This window comes from Streptomyces sp. SID13666, from assembly GCF_010548325.1.
GTDB classification, from domain to species: domain Bacteria; phylum Actinomycetota; class Actinomycetes; order Streptomycetales; family Streptomycetaceae; genus Actinacidiphila; species Actinacidiphila fildesensis.
In genome coordinates this window covers 73,988-97,268 of record NZ_JAAGLX010000035.1, presented here as the reverse complement: position 1 = coordinate 97,268, position 23,281 = coordinate 73,988, and the positions used below count along the sequence as shown (strand labels likewise).

General features: G+C 71.0%; 21 protein-coding genes and 1 pseudogene. 10 read left to right on the top strand and 12 right to left on the bottom strand.

Annotation, left to right across the window (positions count from 1 at the left end):
• Together G3I60_RS32660 and G3I60_RS32655 are read right to left on the bottom strand one after the other, a co-directional pair.
• Positions 1-957: RNA polymerase sigma factor (locus G3I60_RS32660; RefSeq protein ID WP_164608088.1), on the bottom strand; the 957-nt coding region annotated here is incomplete at its 3' end.
• 173 nt (positions 958-1,130) lie between these two features.
• Positions 1,131-2,063 carry an oxygenase MpaB family protein gene (locus G3I60_RS32655; RefSeq protein WP_244808978.1) on the bottom strand — a complete coding sequence of 311 codons (933 nt, stop codon included), beginning with the start codon at positions 2,061-2,063 and terminating at the stop codon, positions 1,131-1,133.
• 96 nt (positions 2,064-2,159) lie between these two features.
• Between G3I60_RS32655 and G3I60_RS32650 the strand changes: the two genes are divergently transcribed.
• Complete coding sequence (locus G3I60_RS32650; RefSeq protein WP_164292757.1) at positions 2,160-2,798, top strand: TetR/AcrR family transcriptional regulator; 639 nt, start codon at positions 2,160-2,162, stop codon at positions 2,796-2,798.
• Positions 2,799-2,808: 10 nt separating this feature from the next.
• On the opposite strand, the gene G3I60_RS32645 is transcribed toward G3I60_RS32650, so the two are convergent.
• Positions 2,809-3,210 carry a hypothetical protein gene (locus tag G3I60_RS32645; protein WP_164292758.1) on the bottom strand — a complete coding sequence of 134 codons (402 nt, stop codon included), beginning with the start codon at positions 3,208-3,210 and terminating at the stop codon, positions 2,809-2,811.
• A 47-nt stretch (positions 3,211-3,257) separates the two neighbouring features.
• Between G3I60_RS32645 and G3I60_RS32640 the strand changes: the two genes are divergently transcribed.
• Positions 3,258-4,022 carry an ABC transporter ATP-binding protein gene (locus G3I60_RS32640; RefSeq protein WP_239070523.1) on the top strand — a complete coding sequence of 255 codons (765 nt, stop codon included), beginning with the start codon at positions 3,258-3,260 and terminating at the stop codon, positions 4,020-4,022.
• Between the two features lie 23 nt (positions 4,023-4,045).
• On the opposite strand, the gene G3I60_RS32635 is transcribed toward G3I60_RS32640, so the two are convergent.
• The 4 genes and pseudogenes from G3I60_RS32635 to G3I60_RS32620 form a co-directional block, all read right to left on the bottom strand.
• On the bottom strand, positions 4,046-5,572 hold the full coding sequence (locus G3I60_RS32635; protein WP_164292759.1) for a carotenoid oxygenase family protein: 1,527 nt from the start codon (positions 5,570-5,572) through the stop codon (positions 4,046-4,048).
• A 137-nt stretch (positions 5,573-5,709) separates the two neighbouring features.
• Entirely contained in the window at positions 5,710-5,832 is a 123-nt protein-coding gene (locus G3I60_RS46580; RefSeq protein WP_275405854.1) for a hypothetical protein, read from the bottom strand.
• A gap of 253 nt (positions 5,833-6,085) precedes the next feature.
• Positions 6,086-6,781: pseudogene (locus G3I60_RS32625) on the bottom strand (ferritin-like domain-containing protein); the annotation flags it as partial.
• 335 nt (positions 6,782-7,116) lie between these two features.
• The gene (locus tag G3I60_RS32620) at positions 7,117-10,320 is read right to left on the bottom strand and encodes a GH92 family glycosyl hydrolase (RefSeq protein ID WP_203674449.1); all 3,204 of its coding nucleotides are present in this window, start codon (positions 10,318-10,320) and stop codon (positions 7,117-7,119) included.
• Positions 10,321-10,599: 279 nt separating this feature from the next.
• Here G3I60_RS32620 and G3I60_RS32615 point away from each other — a divergent pair, with 279 nt between their 5' ends.
• The 5 genes from G3I60_RS32615 (at position 10,600) to G3I60_RS32595 (ending at position 15,348) form a co-directional block, all read left to right on the top strand.
• Positions 10,600-11,373, top strand: coding sequence for an ATP-binding cassette domain-containing protein (locus G3I60_RS32615; protein ID WP_164292761.1), 774 nt, complete (start codon positions 10,600-10,602; stop codon positions 11,371-11,373).
• A gap of 140 nt (positions 11,374-11,513) precedes the next feature.
• Positions 11,514-12,524: an ABC transporter permease gene (locus G3I60_RS32610; protein WP_343240799.1), complete on the top strand. Its 1,011-nt coding sequence runs from the start codon at positions 11,514-11,516 to the stop codon at positions 12,522-12,524.
• Between the two features lie 77 nt (positions 12,525-12,601).
• Positions 12,602-13,582, top strand: a complete 981-nt coding sequence (locus tag G3I60_RS32605; protein ID WP_138353442.1) for an ABC transporter substrate-binding protein — start codon at positions 12,602-12,604, stop codon at positions 13,580-13,582.
• Positions 13,583-13,765: 183 nt separating this feature from the next.
• Positions 13,766-14,797 carry a LacI family DNA-binding transcriptional regulator gene (locus tag G3I60_RS32600; RefSeq protein ID WP_244808979.1) on the top strand — a complete coding sequence of 344 codons (1,032 nt, stop codon included), beginning with the start codon at positions 13,766-13,768 and terminating at the stop codon, positions 14,795-14,797.
• 383 nt (positions 14,798-15,180) lie between these two features.
• Entirely contained in the window at positions 15,181-15,348 is a 168-nt protein-coding gene (locus tag G3I60_RS32595; protein WP_164292762.1) for a hypothetical protein, read from the top strand.
• Positions 15,349-15,411: 63 nt separating this feature from the next.
• Here the strand turns inward: G3I60_RS32595 and G3I60_RS32590 are convergent, their stop codons facing one another.
• Together G3I60_RS32590 and G3I60_RS32585 are read right to left on the bottom strand one after the other, a co-directional pair.
• Positions 15,412-15,789 (bottom strand): hypothetical protein, encoded by a 378-nt coding sequence (locus tag G3I60_RS32590; RefSeq protein WP_203674447.1) that lies wholly within the window; start codon positions 15,787-15,789, stop codon positions 15,412-15,414.
• A 118-nt stretch (positions 15,790-15,907) separates the two neighbouring features.
• Positions 15,908-16,966, bottom strand: coding sequence for an ABC transporter permease (locus tag G3I60_RS32585; RefSeq protein ID WP_164292763.1), 1,059 nt, complete (start codon positions 16,964-16,966; stop codon positions 15,908-15,910).
• A 132-nt stretch (positions 16,967-17,098) separates the two neighbouring features.
• Between G3I60_RS32585 and G3I60_RS32580 the strand changes: the two genes are divergently transcribed.
• Together G3I60_RS32580 and G3I60_RS32575 are read left to right on the top strand one after the other, a co-directional pair.
• Positions 17,099-17,467, top strand: coding sequence for a hypothetical protein (locus G3I60_RS32580; RefSeq protein WP_164292764.1), 369 nt, complete (start codon positions 17,099-17,101; stop codon positions 17,465-17,467).
• A gap of 144 nt (positions 17,468-17,611) precedes the next feature.
• The gene (locus tag G3I60_RS32575; protein WP_164292765.1) at positions 17,612-18,286 is read left to right on the top strand and encodes a M15 family metallopeptidase; all 675 of its coding nucleotides are present in this window, start codon (positions 17,612-17,614) and stop codon (positions 18,284-18,286) included.
• Between the two features lie 37 nt (positions 18,287-18,323).
• Here G3I60_RS32575 and G3I60_RS32570 read toward each other — a convergent pair whose 3' ends face one another.
• Genes G3I60_RS32570 through G3I60_RS32560 form a run of 3 tightly spaced genes read right to left on the bottom strand, consistent with a single transcriptional unit; the run spans position 18,324 to position 22,020 of the window.
• Positions 18,324-19,289 carry a helix-turn-helix domain-containing protein gene (locus tag G3I60_RS32570; protein ID WP_164292766.1) on the bottom strand — a complete coding sequence of 322 codons (966 nt, stop codon included), beginning with the start codon at positions 19,287-19,289 and terminating at the stop codon, positions 18,324-18,326.
• Positions 19,290-19,310: 21 nt separating this feature from the next.
• Entirely contained in the window at positions 19,311-20,792 is a 1,482-nt protein-coding gene (locus G3I60_RS32565; protein ID WP_164292767.1) for a carotenoid oxygenase family protein, read from the bottom strand.
• Positions 20,782-22,020, bottom strand: a complete 1,239-nt coding sequence (locus G3I60_RS32560; protein WP_164292768.1) for an acetyl-CoA acetyltransferase — start codon at positions 22,018-22,020, stop codon at positions 20,782-20,784. The genes G3I60_RS32565 and G3I60_RS32560 overlap by 11 nt, the downstream gene beginning before the upstream one ends.
• 56 nt (positions 22,021-22,076) lie before the next feature.
• Between G3I60_RS32560 and G3I60_RS32555 the strand changes: the two genes are divergently transcribed.
• Entirely contained in the window at positions 22,077-23,252 is a 1,176-nt protein-coding gene (locus tag G3I60_RS32555; RefSeq protein WP_164292769.1) for an acetyl-CoA C-acyltransferase, read from the top strand.
• The last annotated feature ends 29 nt before the right edge of the window (positions 23,253-23,281 follow it).

Sequence of the window (23,281 nt, the reverse complement as noted above, 5' to 3'; positions counted from 1 at the left end):
CGCGGCCCGCGCCCTGCCGGGCGCACCGCTCAGGCCGGACGGATGCGGAACGGCGGTGTGCGGGACGGCCGCGTGCGGGACGGTCGCGTGCGGGACGGTCGCGTGCGGGACGGTCGCGTGCGGGACGGCCGTGTGCGGCGCCGCCGCCGGGAGTACCTGCGCGACCAGGCCGGCCGGTGGCACCAGCAGCGGCAGCCCGCCGAGCAGCCGGTTCATCGGCAGCAGTTCGCCGATCTGTCCGCCGCAGGCGGCGCAGCCGCGTACGTGCCGGGCCAGCCGCTTGCGCCACAGCGGGCTCGGCGTTCCGTCCCAGTCACGGGTGAGGGCGGCCAGTTCCGTGCAGCTGCCCGGATGCCCGACGTGGTGGAGCGCGCGCACCACCGAGCGGGCGGTCTCCATCTGTTCCTTCATCCGCTGGACGCGTACCGCGGCATGGCGCCCCGACAGGCCGAGGGCGAGGGTCAGTTCGGCCCGGTCGAGTTCACCTGTCTGTTCCAGCCACCACAGGGCGAGCAGTTCCTGGTCGTCGCCGTCGAGCCAGCGGGTGGCCTCGGCCACCTCCCGGCGCTGGTCGGTGAGGCGCAGCCGCAGGATCGTGAGCGCGGCGAAGTCGGAGCCGGGATCGGGCAGTTGCTCAGCGGCCTCCAGATCGGCCCGGCGATGGCGCGCGGCACGGTGCTGCTGCTCCCGGTCACGCACCTGATGGACGGCGATGGCGACCATCCAGGAGCGGAAGGACCGCGGATCCCGCAGATCGGGCAGCCCGCGCACGATCCGCAGCAGCGTTTCCTGGACCACGTCGTCGACGTCGCTGTGTCCGTTCAGCGCCCGTCCGACGATGTTGTAGACGAGCGGGACGCAGTCGGCGAGCAGCTCGTCCAGCGCCCGCCGGTCGCCGCCCCGGGCCGCGATCACCGTGCCGGTGTCCGGTCCGCCGCTCCGCTCGGTTCCTCGCATCGCGCTGTGCTCCCTGTCGTTCGCCCGTTGCCCCGCCCCCGCGCGCCGTCCGCCGGGATCGGCACTTGTCCGCCGTTCAGGAGACTCCCGCACGGCGACGGGACAACAGAAAACGCCGGGGTTCCCGAACCGGGGGCGCTCCCGCCCCAGTGTGCGGCAGGGAGCACCCGCGGTCACGCCCTGGGTCGGTCGCCCGGCATGTAGTGCTGCGGCAGGTGCCGTTCATCGGCCGGCGGGAGGTTGCGGAGCGGAGTGTGCACGGTGGGTGCGCCCAGCGGCAGCCGGCCGCTCTCCCGCCGCCAGCCGGCCCGCGCCCGGGGGTGGAAGCGGCGCTCGTGCGGCACGAGCCGCATGCCCCGGTTCACGAGATGTCCGAGGGCACGGAGTCTGCGCTCGTCGCGCGGCGTCCAGTCGTAGCCGAGCCGCTCCCGTACGGCCTGCGGATACATGCCGACCGTCATCCAGAGGGTCAGCCGGGCGAGGGGTATCCGGGCCACGTCCCACACCGGAACCGGCAGCAGACGCAGGGCGGGTGGTCTGGTGACCGCGCCCAGGTCGAGGACCTGCCGGGTGGGCTCGTTGTCCTCCAGCACCTCGGCGCACATGTGGCTCCAGTACGCCTGGAAGTCCTCCCAGGTCGCGGGAACGGGCTTCATGCTCACCCCGTACAGCGCGTACCAGCGCACATGTTCGTCGAAGAGCTGCCGTCGCTGCGCCTCGGTGAGCCCGCCGCCGAAGTACTCCGCGACATGCATGGTCAGGACGAAGAACGTCGCGTGCGCCCAGTAGAACGTGCCGGGGTTGAGTGCGTGGTACGGGCGGCCGGAGCGGTCCACGCCCTTGATCGTGTCGTGGTAGCCGCGGACGGTCCGCGCGGTCTCGGCGGCGCGCGGGCCGTCGTAGACGACGCCGCCGATCGGATAGAGCGAGCGGTACAGCCGCTCCCAGCGCTCCTCGAAGAAGCGCGAGTGCTCGGCGACTCCGGCGCCGAGTTCGGGGTGCATGTTCTGCATCGAGCCTGCCCAAGGGGCGAGCAGCAGGGAGCGCCAGTCTCCGAAGTACTTCCAGGTGAGTGATTCCGGTCCGAGCGGTAAGACGTCCGACACGGTGCACCTCCAACTGATGACGGGTGTCATCAGAATAGGATGCCCAGATTAGAATGTGCGGACGGGTGTCGTCAACACACCTACGAGGAGACCCTGTTGAGCGATCGCACCTGGGGCGGCAGCACGCTGGCCGCCCGCCGTGAGACGCGCCGCGAGACGCTGCTCGCGACCGCCCTGAGCCTCGCCGGCGAGGACGGCAGCGCGGCCGTGACCGTCCGTTCCGTCTGCCGCCGCGCGAAGTTGACCGACCGCTACTTCTACGAGAGCTTCGCCGACCGCGACGCGCTGCTGCTCGCCGCCTTCGAGCGCGTCGCCACCGAGGCCCGCGCCACGCTCGCGGACGCCGTCGCCCGCACCTCGCCGGAACCGGAGGCCCGTGCCCGCGCCGCCGTCGAGGCGTTCGTCGCGCTCGTCCTGGACGACCCGCACAAGGGGCGGCTGCTCCTCCTCGAACCGTTCGCCGATCCCGTCCTGGGCGAGCACAGCCACCGATGGATGCCGTCCTTCACCGACCTCATCGACGGCCAGCTCGCGGACGGCACGGACGACTCCGGCCGCCGGATGACCGCCTACGCCCTGGTCGGCGGCCTGGCCAACCTGTTCGCCGGCCACCTCCGCGGCACTCTGGACGTCTCGCGCGAACGCCTCGTCGACCACAGCGTCCAACTGGTCCTCGCCGCCCACGCGGCGACCACCCGGCCGGACCGCACCGGCGCGCGATCCGCCAAGCTCTGACGGCGGTCCGCTATCCCGTCGTGCAGGCGACGGACAGCCGGCCCGCCGCGTCCGCGAGGGGCTTCACATCCGGGCCCTTACCGTCCTTGGCACGCTCCCTCGCGCTGCCGAGCGCGGCGGACAGATCGTCGAAGGCCTTGCGGACCTCCACATGGACGCTGTTGCCCCCGACCTCCTGGAGGTCCTTCTCCAGCTTGGACAGGGACGCGGAGGTGTCCTGGCGGCGGCTCTGCTCCGACACTTGGCCGATATTGGTGGCCGTCGACTGCAGGTCCTGCACATCCCCGGCGATCCGGGCGGCGATCTTGGCGCAGTCGAGCGCCTTGTCCATGCCGTCGCAGGCTGCCACCACGGGGACGGCCAGGAGCAGGGCGAGTGCGGCGGCCCATGGGCGCGTCAACCTCTGGGGCATGTGCGGGACTCCTCCCCGAGGGGCACGGCGGACTGCCCCCACCACTCTTGCACCGCTCACCTCGAACGGTACTCAAGTGCGCTGCCCCGACCGGCCGGAACGGGACACCGGACCGGTGCCCATCCAGCGGCCGGGGCACCGGCTCAGGCAACCACCTCGGCGAGGAGCTCGTCCTCGGAACTGCCGCGCTCGGATCGCTCCCCGCGAAGAAGGCCGCACGGATCCTCGGGCTGCTCCCCCAGACCTCGGTCGCGCCCGACGGCATCACCGTCGCCGACCTCGTCGCGCGCGGCCGCTATCCGCACCAGGGGCTGCTGCGCCAGTGGTCGCGGGACGACGAACGGATCGTCGACGAGTCGATGGCCGCCACCGCCGTCGGCGACCTCGCCGACCGCTATGTCGACGAGCTCTCCGGCGGGCAGCGCCAGCGCGTCTGGATCGCCATGGCGCTCGCCCAGCAGACCCCGCTGCTGCTGCTCGACGAGCCGACGACGTACCTCGACATCCAGCACCAGATCGAGATCCTCGACCTCTGCGCCGATCTGCACGAGCAGCAGGGCCGCACCCTCGTCGCCGTCCTCCACGACCTCAACCACGCCGCCCGGTACGCCACGCACCTCATCGCGCTGCGGGACGGAAAGGTCGTGGCCGAGGGCGCACCGCGGGACATCGTGACCGCGGACCTGGTGGAACGGGTCTTCGGGCTGCGCTGCCAGGTCATCGGCGACCCCGAGACCGGCACCCCGCTCGTCGTCCCCGCCGCGCGCCGCACCCGTACGGCGGGTGCGGCGCCCGTGGCGGTGAGCGGCTGAGGCGGGGCCCGGTCAGGGTGAGGTCACTCGTCCGCGACCCAGCTGCCGTGGAAGCCGAGCGGCACCCGTGCCGGCAGATGGATGCGCGCGAGCGGCTTCCCGGTGAAGTCCTGCGCGGACAGGATCACCAGGTCGGACGCTCCGCGGTCCGGGTTGTGCACATACGCCAGCGTGTAGCCGTCGTCCTCGGCCGCCGTCGGGTGCGGATCGCAGCCGTGCCGGGAGACGAAGACCGCCTCACCGGCCGCGGCGTCCTTCGGCAGCCGGTGCACCTGTGAGGTGCCGCGGACCAGGTCCTGCTTGATCAGCGCGTTGCTGAAGGACTCGTCGGGCGGGACGCCGTCGACCGTCTCGTAGGCCGTGAACATCTCGGCGGCCGCCGCCGAGTAGCCGTACCGGTGCCGCCGGGAGACCATCGTCTCGTTGACCCGGGGGAACTCCTGCGGGCGGTCGTCGAGTCGGGCGAACCGCACCTGGCCGTGCGCCAGGTCGATGGTCCACCGGTTCAGTGACGGGGTGCTGAACGACGAGGGACCGTCGGAGCCCCGCCCGTCGACGTAGAAGGGGGCCGGGTAGGTGGTGATGTCCACGACCACCGAATCGCCCTCGTCGTAGGCGTTGAGGGTGTGCGAGTGGAAGTAGGGCGGCACCTCGAACCAGCGGATCCGCCCGCCGTCGCGCGGCAGCACCCCGACCCGCGACGGATGGTTGTCGTTCCAGATGTACGGCACCAGCTTGCCCGCCTCCGCGGCCACCGGGTCGAACGTGACGGGGATGTCGAAGATGATCACGTACTTCCTGGTGAGCGCGAAGTCGTGCATCATCGGGCTGTCCGCCACCGGGATCCGGGTGGTCCTGACCACCCGTCCCGCATGGTCGACGACGAGGTGCCGGATGTGGTCCCACGTCGGGTAGTAGGTGACGGCGTGCAGCTCACCGGCGTGGGCGTCGTACTTGGTGTGCGCGGTGTACGGGCCGTTCAACGTCCCGCCGAAGTCGTACGTGCCGACGGTGTTGAGTTCCTCGTCGAGCTCGTAGGGCAGCGGCCCGCTCTCCTGCAGCGCCAGCACGCGGCCCTTGTGCGCGATGACATGGGTGTTGTTCGCGAAGTCGTTCTCCGGAACCGGACCGTGGTACGGCTCGCCCAGCTTCTTGGCCACACCGGACGAACGGATCCAGCGGTTGCGGTACCACTCGGCTCGGCCGTCTCGCAGCCGGACGCCGTGCACCATGCCCTCGCCGAGCATGAAGTGATGCGCCCGGGGGTCCTCGAGACCGAGTACGTTCGGGCCGTTCCGCAGATAGCGGCCGTTCAGTTCACGGGGGACGCGGCCGGTGACCGGCAGGTCGAACGCCGTCACCTCCTTCGTCACCGGCGCGAAGGCCCCCTGGAGGAACGGGAAGCTGCTGCCGCCACCCGCCCCTGCCCCCGTCACCGCGCCGGCCGACGTCAGCCCGGCGGACCCGCCGCCGACCAGCTGTGCCGCGAAACCCCCCGCCGCCACGATCGCCGCGCTGCGTACTACGTCCCGTCGAGTGTGACCCTTCATCGCTGGACTCCCCGTGCTCGCTCGTACTTGCTGACATGCACGAGTCTGCGACAGGACGACGGCCAGGTCAGTGGGGTTGGGCACCCGGCGATGGTGGTGCCGGACCCCCTATCGGCGCGTGGGGTCCGAGCCCCGCGTCAGGCGGCGGGCAGGCGCCGGCCCGGACGGCGGAAGTGCTCGTACGGCGGGTGCGCCTTGAAGCAGATGTCGAACTGCATGCGGTGGACCGACGGGTCCGGCCGCAACTCCCAGCTGAGCATGGAGACCAGGACCGAGTGGCCTTTGGGAACGTTCTCCTCCCGCAGCCCCCGTCCTGCCGCGAAGTCACCTATCAGACAGCCGTACCCGTCCGGATTGCCGAGCGCCGTGTGCCGCAGCGGTTCCCACGGCTGGACGACGCGGTACTCCACCGGCCCGATCCGGGGCCGGAACTCCCGCACCTTCAGCTGCATCCGTGGTCTCCCATGAGCCCGGACCGGCGCCCGGCGGCAATTCTCCGCAAGGCGATTTCGGCAGGATGTCGGCGACGACGTCCGAGGACGACCGCATGACATCGGCGATGAACCGGCGCCGCGGCAGGCCGAGATCGCGCAGCGCCGACCCGTGGTCCCAGGCGACGACGACGGTGGCACCGAGCAGCAGCAGCCGCCAGCCGGTCATCACGAGGACGCGCAGCGCCCCGGGCAGTACGCCGAGCGCCTCCCGCAGCCGCAGACAGTGGAACGGGACGTGCCGCCGCTCGTCCGCCAGGATCCGCGCCGCGACCTCGCCGACCAGCGGGTCCCCGGCGCCCTCACTGACGGCCCGGTAGTACCGCAGGGCCACGACCTCGGCGATCATCAGGACCAGCAACTCAAGTCTCAGGCCGAGCAGTCTGCGCAGCCGGACGAAGACCGAGTCGCTCCAGTGGGCCGCGATGGTCGGCATCCCGCCCGCGCCGAGCAGCAGCGCCAGCAGTCGCGCGTGGTTCTGCTCCTCCGCCACGAACAGCCGGACCGCAGCGGCGTAGTCGCGGTCCCCGGCCTCGTCGGCCTTGCGGATCAGATTCGCTCCGTCGCCGTCCTCGCCGACCTGGAAGCGCTGCAGGCTGCGCGCGAGCGGCCCCGGCAGGCTCGCGCCGGCCGCCCAGTCCGGTTCGCCCTGTGCGCGCCGGCGCTCGATTTCGGCCTCGAATCCCCGTGTCCAGCCGGCGAATGTGGTCACGCTCATGCTGCCCCCGCTCATGCGTCATCTCCGGTGCGATGGCGAAGAACATAACATTGAACGTGTTCAAATCCTATGGCGGACCGAAACCGGCACGCAGGAGGCATGACGCGGAGGCGGGCGTCGGCCGCAAAGGCGCGGGCGGGTGGACCACACCCCCGTGTTGGTCCCCCCGCCGGCCTGCCGACCCTTCCCCCGCTGTCCTGAAACGGTTGCTCGGTCGGCGGTGCCCAGCCTCATGGAGGGGGGTGGAGGCCGCAACTCCTTCCATCACGTTCGAAGTGAGGGCGCGGCGGAGCCCCGGTCGTCGACCGACGACCGGGGCTCGGAAGGACGGTTGATCAGGTGCCGTAGACCTCGAATTCGTAGATCCGGGCCGCGGTGTCGGTGTTCTGGGTGGGCGTGATGACGGCGAGACGGGCGTAGCGGGCGGTGGCGGTGAAGGGGTTGCTGGTGACGTCGGAGGTGTTGCCGCGCACCTGGGCCACCGGGGTCCAGGTGGTGCCGTCCGTGGAGACCTGCAGATCGAAGTCCTTGGTGTCCCAGCCGGCCGACTCCCCGCCGGCGCCGGCGTGCCGCACGGTGATCGAGCTCAGCGCGTGCGATCCGCCGAGGTCGACCTGGAGGGTCTTGGTTCCGGCGGCGCCCGAGCACCACTTGTCGGTGTTGCCTCCGGAGACGCTGCCGTTGACCGCCTTGTCAGGTGTCTCGGTGGTGTTGCAGGAGGCGGACCCGGTGGCGGGCCGGTTCAGCGCCAGGTTGGCCGGGCCGCTGCTGCCGCCCCCGTAGACCTCGAGTTCGTAGATCCGCACGGCGGTGGCTCCGCTGTTGCCGGGTGTGGTGACGGCGAGTTTGACGTAGCGGGCCTGCCGGGCGGCGATGGTGTTGTACGTCCTGCTGGACCGGGAACCGGTGACGGTCGTCGCGGTGGACCACGTCGTGCCGTCGGTGCTGGTCTGGATCTGGTAGGCACCGGTGTTCCAGGCGGTGTTCTCGCCGCCCAGTCCGGCGTGCTTGAGGACGAACGAGGAGACCGTCTGCACGGAACCGAGGTCGACCTGCATCGCCGGGCTCGTCGAGTTCGTGCACCACTTGCTGTTGTTCTTCAGCGTGCCGTCGACGGCCTTGTCCGCCGACTCCGCCGCCGCGCAGGGGGTCGAGGCGGTGGTCACCGGCTTGCCCTGGGCGAGATTCGCACCCAGTTCGGGAGCGGCCGGGACCGAGGTCCCGCCGTCCTGGAAGGACGGCGGCGCGTCGTTGGCGCCGGTGCCCCAGGTGGCGCTCGGCGTTCCGCCCATCGTGTAGTTCAGCGTCCCGCCGCCCGCCACGTCCGGGTAGCGCAGGTAATTGTGGCTGGTGGACGTGCCGTTGACGCTCAGGCCCTGGACGTAGTTCCCGGAGCCCGAGGAGTTGATGGTGATGTCCCCGGCGGCCCGCTGGATCGTGATGGAGGGGAACGTCGGGCCGTGCACGGCGAGCGTGTCGGCGCCGGGGGTGGCCGGGTACATGCCGAGCGCCGCCCAGACGTACCAGGCGGAGGTCGCACCCAGGTCGTCGTTGCCGGGCAGTCCGCCCGGTCCGGTGGTGAACGACTCGGTCATCACCTTGCGCACCGCGTCCGAGGCGCCGGACGGGTGCCGGGCGTAGTCGTACGCCCACGGCACACCGTGTTCCGGCTCGTTGCCGATGTAGTAGTACGGCCGGCTCTGCCCGGCGTTGACCTCGGTGAAGTGGTGGTCCAGTCGCTGCACGGCGGTCTGCCGGCCACCCATCGAGTTGATGAGGTCGGCGAAGTCGTAGGTGACCATCCAGGTGTACTGGGCCGCGTTGCCCTCGGTGAAGGTGGACTGGCTGGCCGGGTCGAGGGGCCAGGGCCAGCTGCCGTCACTGTTGCGCGGGTGCACGAAACCCGACTCGGTGTTGAACGTGTTGCGCCACCACTGGGCGCGCGTCATGTGTGTGTTGTAGCTCGTCGTGTTGCCCAGCGACTTGGCGAACTGCGCCGTCGCGAAGTCGGAGGCCGAGTACTCCAGCGAGTCCGACGGGTCACCGTTGATGTAGTGCAGGCTGGTGAACGTGGACTGCCGGCCGCGGATCGCGGTGCCCTGGGTGGTACCGCCGTTGGAGGACTTCTCCATCAGTGTCAGCGCGGCGGCGGTGTCGAAGTCACGGGCGCCGAAGGCGTACATGCTGCTGACGATGATGGGTCCTGGATCGCCCGTCATCACGAAGTCCTCGTTGGTCTGCTGCGACCATTTGGGCAGCAGGCCGCCCTGCTGGCCGTCGAGGACCATGGACTTGACGATGTCACTCGCCTCGGTCGGCGCGATCAGCGCGATGAGGGCCGCCCAGGAGCGGTAGATGTCCCAGCCGGAGTAGTTCTGGTAGACCGGGTGGGCGGAGTTGTGCACCGCCCCGTCGAAGCCGCGGTAGTCACCGTTGACGTCACTGGAGATGTTCGGGCTCTGGAAGACGTGGTAGAGCGAGGTGTAGAACTTCTGCAGCTCGGTGGCGCCGCCGCTGGAGACCTGGACCCGGTTGAGGATCTGGTTCCAGGAGGTGTCCGCCGCGGTCCGTACGGCGTTGAAGTCCCAGCCGTTGTTCTCCGTGGTGAGGTTGGTCTTCGCGTTCGCGACGCTGACGTAGGACAGGGCGACCTTGAACTGGACGTTCTGACTGGCCGTGGTGTCGAAGGTGACATAGGCGCCGGTGTTGGTGCCGTTGGCGCTCGCCGAGCCCGCGGTAACCGTGCCGCCGCTCCAGGTGCCGAAGCCGGTGGGGGCCTTGTCGAAGCGGATGTCGAAGAAGATCTGGTACGTCTTCGACGAGCCGCAGAAGCCGCCGGCGGTGACGCTGCCGCTGACCTCCGAGCCGCTGATCTGGACCGAGCCGCTGCGGTTGCCGGTGGCGCTGCGGCTGGTGTTGATCAGCAGCCGGGAGGTGGTGCCGGCCGGGTAGACGAGCTTGCCCATGCCGGTGCGCGTGGTCGCGGTCAGCTCGACGTTGGTGGCGTACTTGTCCAGCCGGTTCTTGTAGTAGCCGGGCGCGGCGGCCTCGTTCGCCTTCGTGTAGCCGGACGCGTAGCTGGTCCAGCTGGTGCCGGGTGAGGCGCCGAGCGCTCCGGTGACCGGGAGCATCGGGAGGTCCTCGTTGTTCGAGCAGCCCGCACCGTCGAAGTGGGTGGCGCTGAAGTCCTCGATGGTGGTGTCCGAGGCGCGGTAGCCGGACGGTGAGGCGGTCGGGGTGTCCGGGCTCAGCTGGACGCCGCCGAACGGGACCACGGCGCCCGGATAGGTGCTTCCGCCGGCGCCGCCCGGCACCGGGTTGGGCGCGGTGCTGTCGTCGGTGCCGATGAACGGGTCGACGTACTGGGTCGGGTTGGACACGGCGGCGTGCGCCGGGGGCGAGGCGAACGCGACCGCGCCGACCGCGGTCAGCAGCAGGCAGGAGAAGGCCACACCGAGTCTCAGCAGCGGGGTCGCCCGTTCGGGTGGTGGATTGACGCCCGGGGCAGCACAGTGCCGGACGGAATGCGATCGGAGCACGGAGAACCACCTTGTCGTGGGGGAGGCCGCTCGCCGCGGGGCCAGCGTCCTGAAGGCACGGAGGATGCTCGAAGTGCATGTGAACGTTATCAATCGAAACAGGATTCTTGACGTGTCCCTGATTCCCTGTCAAGAGTGCTCACTGCGCCGCGAATCGCGAGATTGTCCGGACCTGGGCGGCTAAAACGCACCTGTGCGCGGAGTATTGACACGACATCAGGCCACCCCCACAATCCGGGAATCGCTGAGAACGTTACCAAGGCCCCGGGAGGCTTCTCGATGACAGAACCACTCCTGGAGGCGCGGGGGGTGACCAAGCACTTCGGTCATGTCCAGGCTCTCCAGGGCGCTGATTTCACCGCGTGGCCCGGCGAAGTCGTCGCACTCATCGGCGACAACGGCGCCGGGAAGAGCACTCTGGTCAAGACCTTGTCCGGCACCATCAGACCGGACGGCGGGCAGATCCTGGTGGACGGCGCGCCGGTGCGGCTGACCAGCCCGCTGGACGCCCGGCGGTACGGCATCGAGACCGTGTACCAGGACCTGGCGCTCGCCCCGGACCTGGACGCGGCGGCCAATCTGCATCTGGGCCGGGAGCTGTTCCGCGGCGGTCTGCTCGGACGGCTCCATGTGCTCGACCGGGCGGCGATGCGCCGGTCGGCCGTCGCGGCCTTCGCCGAACTCGGGGTCGATCTGCAGGATGTCGGCGTCCCCGTGGCGTCCCTGTCGGGCGGTCAGCGCCAGTCGGTCGCGGTGGCCAGGGCGGTCGCCTTCGCCAATCGGATCATCTTCATGGACGAACCCACCGCCGCACTCGGTGTGGTGCAGCGGGGGCGGGTGCTCGACACCATCAGGCGGGTCCGGGACCGCGGTATCGCCGTCGTCCTGATCAGCCACAACATGCCCGAGGTGCTGTCGGTCGCCGACCGCGTCGAGGTGCTGCGGCTGGGCCGCCGGGTGGCGCGGTTCACCGCCGCGCAGTCGTCGGTCGAGGAGCTGGTCGGCGCCATGACCGGGGCACTGGACCCGGCGTCGAACGGTGGCGCAGCGTGAAGTCGGAGACGGCGGGACAGGACATGACGGATACAGGAAAGCCGCGGTTGGAGAAGACGGGAGCCGGGGAGCCGGCGCCCACCGGGTCCCCGATACCGGCCGGGGACGGCTCGCCCGTGCCCGCGGAGGAAGGCTCGCCCGTGCCCCCGAGGCCGCGGTTCACCGTGCCGGGTTGGGCGAAGCGCATCGCGGCGGTCAACGAGGCCTGGACGTTCGGCGTCCTGGTCCTCCTGGTCGCCTTCTTCACCATCGCCGCGCCGGGCACCTTCCTCACCCAGTACGACATCACCCAGATAGCCACCAACGCCGCCATCTACCTGGTGCTCGGCGTCGGCATGACCTTCGTCATCATCGTGGCCGGGATCGATCTGTCGGTCGGATCGGTCCTCGTGCTGGCCGCCGTGCTGTCCGGCGAATACACCGTGCACCACGGCGGCGCCGAGTCGGGCTGGGGCACCATCACGGTCGCCGCGCTGATAGCCCTGGCCACCGGGCTGGTGTGGGGCGCGGTCCAGGGGCTGTTGGTGGCCAAGGCCAAGGTGCCGCCGCTGATCGTCACCCTCGGCGGCTTCGGCGCGGCCCTGGGGCTCGCCCAGATCATCACCGGCGGGCAGGACCTGACCGGGGCCGTGTCGGGCAAGCTGCAGCACAGCATCGGGTTCGGCAAGCTCTTCGGGCAGATCCCCTGGCTGGTGGTCATCGCGTTCGGCACCACGGTCCTGTTCGGCCTGGTGCTCGCCTACACCCGGTTCGGCCGCTACACGTACGCGATCGGCTCCAACGCGGAGGGCGCGCGCCGGGTCGGCATCGCGGTGGACCGGCATCTCGTCCTGGTCTACGCCCTGGCCGGACTGCTGGCCGGGCTCGGCAGCGTGATGTGGCTGGCCTACTTCGGCACCACGTCCATCGCCGGCCACTCCACCGACAACCTCAAGGTCATCACCGCGGTCGTGCTCGGCGGCGCCAGTCTCTTCGGCGGGCGCGGTTCGGTGCTCGGCACGGTGATCGGTGTCTTCATCCCGGCGGTCCTGACCACCGGCCTGATCATCATCGGCGTCCAGCAGTACTGGCAGGACGTCGCCATCGGCGTGGTCCTGGTCCTCGCCGTCTACCTCGACCAGTTCCGCAGGCGCAGCCGCGACCGCGGCTGACCGCGGTCCCCGCGCACTCCCCCTCCCCTGCTCCACTGCTCCCCCTCGGGCCGCACCCTCACAGAAGGATCTCCGCCATGCACAGAGCCACGAAGTTCGCCGGATGCTGCGCGGTGCTGGCCGTGTTGGCCACCACCGCCGGCTGCAGCAGCGACGACAACGGGTCATCCGGCTCCGGGAAGAAGACCATCCAGCTGATCACCGGAGTCAAGAGCGACCCCTTCTACATCACGATGGCGTGCGCCGCCCAGGCCGAGGCCGCGAAGGTCGGCGTGGACCTCAAGACCAACGGCTCGGCCCAGTGGGACGTCGCGGTGCAGCGGCCGATCATCGACTCGGTCGCCGCCACCCACCCGGACGGCCTGCTGATATCCCCGGTGGACAGCACCGCGCTGACCCCCTCGCTCCAGCAGATCCAGGGCGCGGGCACCAAGGTCGTACTCGTCGACACCTCGGTCACCGAGGCCTCGGTGGGCGTCTCGCGGATCTCCTCCGACAACGAGGCCGGCGGCAAGGCCGCGGCGAAGGCCCTCGCGCAGCTGATGGGCGACAAGGGCTCGGCCATCGTGATCAGTGTCAAGCCCGGGGTCTCCACCACCGATGCCCGGATCAAGGGCTTCACCGAGGAGATGCAGAGCAACCACACCGGGATCACGCTGCTTCCGGTGCTGTACGACAACGACCTGCCGGCCACGGCCGCGTCGCAGATCCAGGCGACCCTCGCCGCGCACCCCGACCTCGGCGGCGTCTTCGCGGGCAACACCAACACCGCCCAGGGCGTGTCCACCGGGCTGCAGGCCGCCGGAAAGCAGGGCAAGGTCAAGGTCGCCGCGTTCGACGCGGAACCCGACGAGATCACCGCGCTCAAGAACGGCACCCTGGACGTCCTGGTCGCGCAGGACCCGGGCGGCATCGGCACCCAGGGCGTCGATCAGGCGCTGGCCGCGATCCAGGGCAAGAAGGTGACCGCGCAGATCGGAACTCCCATGGTCGCCATCACCAAGGAGAACATGACCGATCCCGCCATCACCAAGTACTTCTACAAGTCCGCCTGCTGATTCCCGGGCCGGGGGCGGGACCTGGGGGTTCACCCGGTCCCGCCCCCGGTCCCGGCGGCATGGGTGGGTAACGTTGGCGCCGCCGGTGCCCGGACCGCACGCGGGGAGTGCGGAGGGTCCCGCCGGCCATCAACCACGCGTCGGATTCCGGCACCGCACCGGAACCCGTCGATGAGGAGGCCCGTGAAGCGCCCGACGATGAAGGACGTGGCCCGCGCCGCGGGAGTCAGTCCGATGACGGTCTCCCGTGTCATATCCGGCGAGTCGGCCGTGTCCCCGGACACCACGGCCCGAGTCGAGCAGGCGGTGCGGAAGCTGGGGTACCAGCGCAACGACAACGCGCGGAACCTGCGGTCGAAGAACCTGGGGACGTCCACCATCGGTCTGGTGGTGGACGATCTGGCGAACCCGTTCTACGCCCTGATGGCGCGGTCCGTGGAGGACGAGGCGCACCGGCGCGGCTATCTGGTCCTGGTCGGCAGCACCAACGACGAGCCGCGCCGGGAGCAGGAGGTCGTCGCGGCGTTCTGCGCCCGGCAGGTCGACGGGCTGATCCTCGTGCCGACCATCGGCAGTCACGGGTTCCTCAAGCAGCCCATGGAGGGCGGCACCCGGGTCGTCTGTGTCGACCGGCCCGCCAAGGGACTGGCGGTCGACACCGTCACCGTCGACAACCGCGCCGGGGCGAACCGGGCCGTCACCCATCTGCTGGACCACGGGCACACCCGGATCGCCTATCTCGGTGACCGGTTCGGCATCTGGACCCAGCGCGAGCGCTACGCGGGTTATCAGGAGGCCCTGGCGGCCCGGGGGGTGACGGAGGATCCCGAACTGGTGCGGCACGAACTGCGCTCCCAGCCCGACGCGGCCGCGGCGCTGGCGGAGTTGCGCGCCCTGCGCCACCCGCCGACCGCGCTGTTCACCAGCAACGACCTCATCACCATCGGTGTCATGGACGGTCTCGGCCAGGCCGAGGGCGGTCTGTTCGACCGGATCGCGATCGTCGGCTTCGACGACTTCCCGCTCGCCGAGCGGCTGAGCCCGCCGCTGACGGTGGTGAGCCAGGACCCGGTGGCACTCGGCAGCACCGCGGCGAACCTGCTCTTCTCGCGGATCGACGGCGACCGCTCGGCGCCGCGTTCGGTGATCCTGCTGACCCGTTTCATCGTCCGCGGCTCCGGCGAGACTCCGGCTGCCGGGCGCAGGCCCGTCTGACATACCGGGTGTGGGCCGTACCTCACCGAGGCACGGCCCACACCGGTCCGCCGCCGGGCCCCCACCCGGATGACGGACGATCAGGCGGCGCATGCCCGGAACGCGGTGCGCTGTGCGCGCTCGCTCGGGCTGATGACACGCACGTCTGGTCCAGACATCTCCGACCCTACGAGCCGAGCCGCAGCAAGTCCATGACTTGACGCAAAACATCGATCGTTGCCCGCAAGGTTGAGAACCGGCCATACGCCGATGCATCGCCCTGCCACCAACTCGATCCCGCCGCGACGCCGTTCCGCCGCGCGGCGCCCCGCGCACAGCCCTTGACGCCGGCCCGGGCCGTCCCCTAAGAATACGAACGCGACACGCGTTCATGTTTTGTGCCGGTGCTCGCAGGACGAGGCCGGGCCGGGGTGACGGCCGCCGACGCCGTCCTGCGACTGGCCTTCAGGACCGACCCCCTCGGCGATCCCGCGATGCTCGCCTCGGCCAAGCGGATCGTCACGCTCTATCTCTCCGATGTGGTCACCGACCCGGCGTATCTGCGCGCCTGAGAACCGGGTCCAGGTCGCGCGCCGCGTACGCGACGCCGGGACCGGACCCGGAACCGACAGCGGTCAGGGCTCGTGCGTGTAGAAGATGTAGTACGAGGCAGCCGCGGCCGCCGCCCCGAAGAAGATGCCCATGCCGACGCACCTGAGGATGCTCTCGTCGGTCAGGCTGTGCAGGAACCCGACCGAGCAGCCGGTCAGCGTCCCGTAGGCGGCGGCACGCAGCTCGCGCGGCAGCGCCTTCTGCGTTCTGCCGAGCAGGAAGCACAGCACGGCCAACGCGAGACCGGCCACCACACCGAGCCCGATGTCACCGGCGGTGAGCCCCTCGCCCCCGCGCGCGATGAAGGCCGCCCAGACGCCGTAGATCACGCCCAGCGTCACGGGCAGTGCCACCCCGAGCGAGCCCTGGTGCCGTACCGGCACGGTTGTGGAAGCGGCCATGACGGAACTCCTTCCGCTGTCTCCCTCCAGGTCACACCCGCACGCCCCGCACGGCAAGTGGATCAACGACCACCCCCGGCGCGACTGCCCTGACGGGCCCGCGGGAGTCCGGGAACCGCTAGGTGGCGGCCGGCGCGGTGGCGTGCAGGGGGTTGTGCTCCCGGCCGCCCGAATGGCGGTTCCGCCAGACGGTGAAGACCGTCACGGCCACCGTGCTCCAGGCGATGAGCACCAGGTACGGGAAGACGAACTGGTGCCCCGCGAAGTAGATGGCGTTGTGCTGGGCGTTCACCGAGGCGCCCGGCGGCAGCCACCGGCCGATGTGCCCCAGCGGGGACGGCAGCAGCGGCCAGGACACCGCGCCGCCCGACGACGGGTTGCCGAGCAGCACCATCAGGCCCCAGGTCGGGATCATCGCCCACCGCCCGACGAGCGTGTTGAACATGGTGAAGACCATGCCCGAGGTGAACATCGTCAGTGCCAGGATCAGCCAGGACTGCGCGAACGGCAGGTCCAGCACGCCCAGCAGCCAGTCCACCACCGCGCAGATGACGAATCCGCCGAGGGCCGAGTACAGGGCGGTGAACGCGATCCGCTCCCCCGCGTTGAGCGCCCTGGCGTGCACACTCAGCTGGATCGCCCCGACGAAGCCGATGATGACGGCGGCCAGCGAGATGTAGAACAGCGCGAGCCCCTGCGGGTCGGTGGACTGCAGCGGTCTGATGTCCCGCACCGTCACCGGGGTCCCCAGCACGGCACCGACCTTCGGCGCGGCGGCCGTCAGCAGCCGGGAGACCGACGCACCGGCCGCACCGGACGTGTCGAGCCGCACCTCCGCAGGTCGGAGCTCGATGATCGCGAAGGCCTTCTGGTCTTCGATGGCCCCGACCGCCTGGTCGTAGGTCGCATAACGCCGTACGACGAGCGAGGCGCCGAGCGCCTTCTCCATGCCGGCCACGAACGCCTCGCCCTTGTCGGAGTTCCCCGTCACCGCCGTGGGAATCCGGTGCGGAGTCGGGTTGGCCATCGCATAGCAATAAGACCCGGCGAAGAGCCCGGCCGCCGCCGCCACGATGAAGACCAGCACCACAGCAGGAAGAAACGGCGACCGCTTGAACGCCCTCCACCCCTCAGAAAGAGAACGCGCCCTACCCTGCGCACCGTGCTCGGCTTCCATACCGCCACGCTAGGCGCGACCGCAGCCCACGCACCCGCTGGAGTGGGCCAAGCGGGACTCACCGGTGCGCGGATCGAACGGACCCGCGCACCGGTCACGCGGCACCGGACGCAGAGCGGCGGCTGACTGCTGATGGGATCGGCTCCCGCCGACCGAGCGGGCGGCGCGGCGGCGATCGAGGAGACCGGCTTCGAGCTGGGCAACGTGCTCGGCATCGCCTTCCTCGGAAGCCTGGCCACGGTTTTCCACCACGGCAATCTCGTGGTCCCGGCCGGTGTCCCGGAGAGCGTGGCGGAGACCGCCAAGGACTCGCTGGGCGAGGCGGTCGTGGCCGCCGGACAACTCGGCGGGCCGGAGGGCACCGCGCTCACGGAAGCCGCCAGGACCGCGTTCACGGACGCCTTCGACACCACCGGACGGATCGCCGCCGCGGTCCTCATCGTGTCGGCTGCCGCGGTGATGGTTCTGGCGCCCGCCACCAGATTCCGCGGCAGCCACTGAGGCAGCCGCGGAACGGCCCCGGCCCCGGCCCGACCGGCTCCGCACTGGGCCGTTCGGGTCACCGCGGCCGGGTGAGGTGCGCCGCACGGGCGACCCGGCCACCGCAGCCGATTGACCACCGGCCTCCCTGGTACCCCTCCTCCCATGCGACCTTCTCGAAGCACGGCCCACCGCCTCGGGGCGCTGGCACTGACCGCCGCGCTTCTCGGCGGCTGGCCCCAGGCGACCGCGTCCGCCGCGCCGGAACCGTCCCTCGACGCCACCGTCGAGGCCGTCCCCATGGAGAAGCTGGTCGACACCTACCGCGCCGGCTGCCCGGTGGGACCGGACGACCTGCGGCTGATCCGGATGAACTACTGGGGTTACGACGGGACGGTGCATGCCGGCGAACTGATCGTCCACAAGAACGTCGTCGATCCCGTGGTGGCCGTCTTCACCAAGGTGTTCGCGGCGCGTTTCCCCATCGCGCGGATGCAGGTGATGGCCGACTTCCACGGCGACGACGAGGCCGCGATGCGGGCCGACAACACCTCGGCCTTCAACTGCCGCCAGGTCACCGGGGATCCGGGGACGGAGTCGCAGCACTCCTACGGCGACGCCATCGACATCAACACCGTCGAGAACCCCTATGTCGACGTCAACGGCCAGGTCCACCCCAGCGACGCGGCGGAGTTCCTGAACCGCGACCGGTCCGTACCGGGGATGATCCGGCCGGGCGATGTCGTGCACAGCGCCATGCAGGCCATCGGCTGGCAGTGGGGCGGCCGCTGGGACAACCCCGACTACCAGCACTTCTCCCGGAACGGCCGAAGCCTGTGACCGGCCGGGGTCGAGCGACGCATGAGGACCTGACCCGTCACCTGGCCCGGGCCGGGACGGCCGCGGCCGGTTCCTCGCCGATGACCTGTACGTCGCTGTCGCACAGCACCTGACGGCATCCGTCGCACAGCAGCCGCGGCGCGAAGTCCGCGCCGCAGCCCAGGTGGGTGGAGAGCAGGGCCGGTCCCTCGGGGGCCAGGAACCAATGCTGGCCCCAGTCGATCAGGGTCATCACGACGGGGAAGAAGGCGCGGCCCTTCGCGGTGAGCCGGTACGAGCCGCGGCCCGGTTCGCCCGGCAGGGCCTCCAGCACGCCCAGCGCGCAGAAGGTCCGCAGCCGGTCGGCGATCATCGCCGGCGGGGCGCCGAGCCGCTGCTGGAACTCGCCGAAGCGGTGCGCGCCGAGGAACGCCGCGCCGAGCAGCCCGACCGACCAGCGGTTGCCGATCAGGGACATCGTCTCGGGGAACAGCCCGGCACCGCCCTCCGCGCCCGCGGCGCTGCGCCGCCGGGTGGCGCCCGACGGGATGGAGCGTCCGGCGGCCCCGCTCGGGCCGAGAACGCTGCTCACGTCGCGCGGACGCACCGGCTGCTCGCAGCCGCCGCACACCATGACGGGTTCCATGTGCTGCCCGCAGCCGCGGTGCCGCATCCACGGCAGCCGCTCGCTGTGGGCGTCGACCCAGCGGTACTCCCAGCCCCAGATGGAGACCAGCACCGGCCAGATCTCCCGCCCGCGCGGCGTCAGCTGGTACGCGTAACGGACCGGCCGCTGCTGGTACGCATCGCGCACCAGCAGCCCCATGTCGGTCAGCCGGGCGAGCCGGGCGCTCAGCACCGCGTTGGAGATCGGCAGCCGGTCGTGCCAGTCCTGGTACCGGCGGACGCCCTGCAGCGCGTAGCGGAGGATCAGCAGCGTCCACTCGTCGCCCAGCAGGCCGAGTGCCACCGCGATCGCGTTCTGCCCGCCGGGCGGCAGCTCGGTCGGTGCGGCGTCGTCCACTCGGCTCCTTCCGCGTTCGCGTTACAGCATGCTCTTCCCGTCGTGCCAGCCCGGCAGCGCGGAGCCGGCCGCCCACGTCGAGTGCGTTCCGCTGGAGATCCGTTCCGGCAGCCGCACCCGGGCGATCGGCCCGTCGGTGAGGCGCGCCGCGTCGAAGACGAGGCACTCGGAACGATCGGCGTTCACGTCCGTCGTCAGCGTAACAAGGTAGCCGTCGTCCTCCGCGGTCGCGCCGGGGCGCGGGGCCATCGCCGTCTCGCTGCCGTACACGCCCTCGGGCAGCGCGTACCGCTCCTCGCTCCCGGTGTGCAGATCGTGCTTGACGATGCCGTCGAAGAGGAACCAGCCGGGGCGCTGGGTGGCGGCGTACGTGTAGCGGTACGGCTGTCCGCCGAGGTTCGGGTTGATCATCCCGAACTCGGTGAACCGCTCGCTGAGCCGCTCCTCCTTCACCTGCCCCGTCACCAGGTTGAGCCGCCAGCGGTGCAGCCGGGTCTCCATCCGCTCCAGCGCCAGGAACCGGAACATCCGCTGGTAGACGCCCTCCCCGCGGGGGTCGGCCGGTTCGGGGCAGCCCTGGTGGAAGCCGTCGATGACGATCTCGTCGCCGTCCTCGTAGGCGTTGGCGAAGTGCAGGACGTACGTCGGGTCGGCCTCGAACCAGCGGACCTCGGTGCCGTACCGGGGGACGACCCCGAAGCGGCTCGGCAGGTCGCGGTGGAAGCGGGAGGCGTACTTGCCCTGGGCGATCAGGGCCGGGTCCCAGAACAGCGGGAAGTCGTTGAGGATCGCGTAGTTCTCGGTGAACGCCATGTCGTGCGGCAGGCGAGGGCCGGGCAGCGGGACGTCGGTGAGGTGCTTGAGGCGGTTGTCCGGGCCGACCACCCCGTAGCGCAGATAGGGCGCCTCGGTGGCGTAGCTGAAGAAGAGCAGTTCGCCCGTCCGCTCGTCGACCTTGGTGTGCGCGGAGACGCCCCAGTCCGGTGCCCAGGGCGACTTGCCGATGGTCTCCAGGGTGAGCGGGTCCAGCCGGTAGAGGTCCCCGCACTGCCAGAAACTGCTCAGGGCCTGGCCGGCGTGGACGACGATGTCGGTGCTGGAGGCGTCCTTCATCCGGGTGCGCGCACCCCAGCCGTCGGCGCGCAGCGACAGCGCGGGCCGCTCGGCGATGCCCGCCCACAGCGCCTTCCCTGCCTCCTGTTCGGCCGCGAAGCCGTCGGTGCGCACGAAGCGGTTGCGGTAGAAGGCCTTTCCGTCCCGGAAGCCCACCACATGGATCATGCCGTCGCCGTCGAAGGGGTGGTACAGCGAGATCGCGGGGTGCACGGGGTTCTCGGTGTTGCGCAGATAGACGCCTTCGAGGTCGGCCGGGATCTCACCGGTCACCTCCAGATCGTCCGCCCGCCACTCGGTCGTCTGGGGCCGCCAGGGTCCGGTGCGGTACGGGTGGTCGTCGTCCTCCGGCAGCGTCGACAGGGCGCGCCCGACGATCTCAACGTCCATGGGTTTCCTCCCCTTCCACGACGAAGCAGACCGTGGTGGTCGTGCTCCCGCCGATGTTGAGTGTGGCGAAGCGTCGTGCTCCGTCGACCTGGTAACCGCCGGCCCGGCCGGTGACCTGAAGGGTCGCGTCGAGCAGCATCCGAACGCCGGTGGCGCCCACCGGGTGGCCGCCGCCGATCAGTCCGCCGCTCGGGTTGACCGGAATGCGGCCGCCGATCTCGAGGTCGCCGTTCTCGACGGCCTGCCAGCTCTGTCCGGGCGCGGTGATGCCGCAGTGGTCGATCGCCATGTACTCGGACATGGCGAAGCAGTCGTGCGTCTCCAGCCCGTCGACCTGGTCGATGCCACCGATTCCGGCCCGGCCGAAGGCGTCGAGCACCGTCCGGCGCACATGCGGGAGGACGTACGGCTCCCCCGCGCTGCGGTCGGTCTTCTGTCGCAGCGGCAGTCCGGCCGTGCGGTGTCCCCATCCCGCGATTCTGGCGGGCTTCCGCGCGCGCCGCCCGGCGGGCGCGTGGTCCGCGAGCCAGCGGTCCGAGACCAGGACGACGCCCGCGCCGCCGTCGGTCATCTGGCTGCACTCCTGGCGGCGCACCCGGCCCTCGATGACGGGATTGGCGTGGTCGTCGGCGGTGAAGCTCGCCTCGGTGAGCTTCCAGTCGCGGGTCTGCGCCTTGGGGTTGGCGCGCCCGTTGCGGTAGTTGAGCTCGGCGATCGCCCGCAGATGGGCGTCGTCCAGGCCGTACCGCGCCGCGTACTCGTCGGCGAGCGCGGAGAACATGTACGGCCACATGAAGGTCGCGTCCTGGCCCTCGTGCCCGGTCCAGGCCGCCGCGCCCAGGTGGCGGGCCGCCTCGTCGCCGGGCACCGTCTTCTCCAACTCCACGCCGATGACGAGCGCGCAGTCGTAGCGGCCCGACTCCAGATCGGCCATGGCGGAGAGCACCGCGATCCCGCCGGAGGCGCAGGCCGCCTCATGGCGCGAGGCGGGCACACCCCACAGCCGGTCCTCCACGGTCGCCGGCATCCCGCCGAGCTGGCCCTGGCCGGTGAAGAGCTGGCCGAAGGCGTTGCCGACGTGGATGACGCCGATGTCCTCGGGCTCCACTTCCGCGTCCGCCAGTGTCCCGTCGACCACCTCCCGCACCAGATCGGAGAACTCCAGCCCGGCCCGCGCCCAGTTGCGGGCGAAATCCGTCTGATGACCGCCCAGCACCCATGTGTTCATCCGTCACCTCCGATGCGATGCTACAACTAACAGAGTCACTCGGAGAAGGGACCGCGATGGACGACGTCTACGTGCTCGACTACGTACGCACCCCACGGGGCAAGGGCTCCCCGCGCGGCGCGCTGCACGGCATCAGCCCCGTCGAGCTCACCGTGGGCCTGCAACACGCCCTCACCGACCGGGGGCTGGATCCCGCGCTGGTCGAGGACGTCGTCATCGGCACCGCGTCCCAGGTGGACGAACAGGGCGCGAACCTCGCCAGAACCGCGACGCTGCTCGCCGGCTGGGGCGACGGCGTTCCCGGCGGCACCGTCAACCGCTTCTGCGCCTCGGGTATCGACGCAGTCGCCCAGACCGCCGCCCGGATCCGGGCCGGCGATCTGCGGACCGCGGTGGCCGGCGGGGTGGAGAGCACCTCCCGGGTCCCGATGTTCAGCGACCGCGGCCCGCTGTTCTGCGACCCCGACACCATCCGGCGGGTGGGCTCGGTCCACATGGGCATCGCCGCCGACCTCAACGCGACCCTCGACGGCTGGACCCGCGCCGAACTCGACGCCTACGGGCTGGAGACCCAGCGCAAAGCCGCCGCCGCGTGGGAGGCCGGGCACTTCGACGCGAGCGTCGTCCCGACCGGCGGCCTGAAGCACGACGAACTGATCCGCCCGGCCACCACGCCGGAGTCCCTGGCCGCGCTGGAACCCGCGTTCGCGGTGCTCGGGGCGGAGGGACAGGACGCCCTCGCACTGGCCGCCCACCCCGAGGCCCGCCGGATCGAGCACCTGCACACCGTCGGCACGTCACCGGCCCTCGCCGACGGCGCCGCCCTGCTCCTGCTGGGCGGCGCGGACTCCGGACGGCGCCCCCGCGCCCGCATCGTCGCCTCCGCCACCGCCGCCACCGACCCGGTGATCATGCTGACGGCCGGGCAGACCGCCGTGGAGCGGGTCATCGCCAAGGCGGGCCTGCGCCCCGCCGACATCGACGTCTTCGAGTTCGCCGAGGCGTTCGCCGCGCTCTGCCTGCGGTTCCGCCGCGATCTCGACGCGGGCCCCGACCGGCTCAACCCCAACGGCGGGACCATCGCCATGGGGCACGCCTTCGGCGCCACCGGAGCCGTCATGATCGGCGGCTGCGTCGAGGAACTGGAGCGCCGGGCGGGCCGGTACGGCGTCGCCGCGGTCAGCGGCGCCGCCGGCCTCGGCGTGGCGGTTCTGCTGGAACGCGTCCCGTAGCGCGGCGGCGGACAAACTGCCGGCCGGCG

Bases quoted from the DNA above. Each gene is read 5' to 3' on its own strand.
- G3I60_RS32645 (WP_164292758.1), bottom strand. From the start codon at position 3,210: ATGCCCCAGAGGTTGACGCGCCCATGGGCCGCCGCACTCGCCCTGCTC.
- G3I60_RS32575 (WP_164292765.1), top strand. From the start codon at position 17,612: ATGCGACCTTCTCGAAGCACGGCCCACCGCCTCGGGGCGCTGGCACTG.
- G3I60_RS32585 (WP_164292763.1), bottom strand. From the start codon at position 16,966: ATGGAAGCCGAGCACGGTGCGCAGGGTAGGGCGCGTTCTCTTTCTGAG.
- G3I60_RS32590 (WP_203674447.1), bottom strand. From the start codon at position 15,789: ATGGCCGCTTCCACAACCGTGCCGGTACGGCACCAGGGCTCGCTCGGG.
- G3I60_RS32605 (WP_138353442.1), top strand. From the start codon at position 12,602: ATGCACAGAGCCACGAAGTTCGCCGGATGCTGCGCGGTGCTGGCCGTG.
- G3I60_RS32560 (WP_164292768.1), bottom strand. From the start codon at position 22,020: ATGAACACATGGGTGCTGGGCGGTCATCAGACGGATTTCGCCCGCAAC.
- G3I60_RS32615 (WP_164292761.1), top strand. From the start codon at position 10,600: ATGACAGAACCACTCCTGGAGGCGCGGGGGGTGACCAAGCACTTCGGT.
- G3I60_RS46580 (WP_275405854.1), bottom strand. From the start codon at position 5,832: ATGCTCAGCTGGGAGTTGCGGCCGGACCCGTCGGTCCACCGCATGCAG.
- G3I60_RS32555 (WP_164292769.1), top strand. From the start codon at position 22,077: ATGGACGACGTCTACGTGCTCGACTACGTACGCACCCCACGGGGCAAG.
- G3I60_RS32635 (WP_164292759.1), bottom strand. From the start codon at position 5,572: ATGAAGGGTCACACTCGACGGGACGTAGTACGCAGCGCGGCGATCGTG.
- G3I60_RS32580 (WP_164292764.1), top strand. From the start codon at position 17,099: ATGGGATCGGCTCCCGCCGACCGAGCGGGCGGCGCGGCGGCGATCGAG.
- G3I60_RS32565 (WP_164292767.1), bottom strand. From the start codon at position 20,792: ATGGACGTTGAGATCGTCGGGCGCGCCCTGTCGACGCTGCCGGAGGAC.